Source organism: Streptomyces sparsus (assembly GCF_054776295.1).
This window is the reverse complement of record NZ_BAAHCA010001619.1, coordinates 1-631: the sequence shown is the minus strand read 5'-3', so window position 1 is coordinate 631 and position 631 is coordinate 1. Positions and strand designations below refer to the sequence as shown.

At 75.6% G+C, this 631-nt stretch carries 1 protein-coding gene; it reads left to right on the top strand.

All coding sequences use genetic code 11. The features are described from left to right. Positions 1-614, top strand: a 614-nt coding sequence (locus ACYVE9_RS29955; protein ID WP_461031000.1) for an MFS transporter, incomplete at its 5' end; no start/stop codon positions are given. Positions 615-631 lie beyond the last annotated feature (17 nt).

Below are 631 nucleotides of genomic sequence, written 5' to 3'. Positions count from 1 at the left end.
CCGCTCCCGCACCGACCCGGGCCGAGCGGTCGCTGCGCGCGGGAGCGGCCGCGGTGGCCGCCTCGCCCGGGGCCCGGCTGGCACTGGTGGCCATCACCGGGTCGCACACGGTGATGGTGTCGGTCATGGTGATGACCCCGGTCGACCTGCGGCACCACGGCGCCGACATCGAGCTGATCGGCCTGGTGATCAGCGGGCACATCGCCGGCATGTACGCCTTCTCCCCGGTCATGGGCTGGCTGGCGGACCGGCTCGGACGCCTGCCGGTCATCGGGCTGGCCGTGCTGCTGCTCAGCTGCGCGATGCTGCTCGCCGGGACCGCCGGGGCCTCACACGCGCAGAGCGCCGCGGGTCTGTTCCTCCTCGGACTGGGCTGGTCGGCGGCGCTGGTCGCGGGCTCGGCGCTGCTCACGGACTCGGTGCCGCAGGCGGCGCGAGCGGCGGTGCAGGGACTGTCCGACCTGTCCATGAACGCGGCGGCCGGAGCCGGCGGGGCGCTCTCCGGCCTGGTGGTAGCCCAGGCCGGCTACGGCTGGCTGAACGCGCTCGCCGCGGCCGTGCTGGTCCCGGTGGCCGCGCTCGCCCTGCTCACCCGAAACCGAACCCGGACCTGACACCCGGGACCGGGACC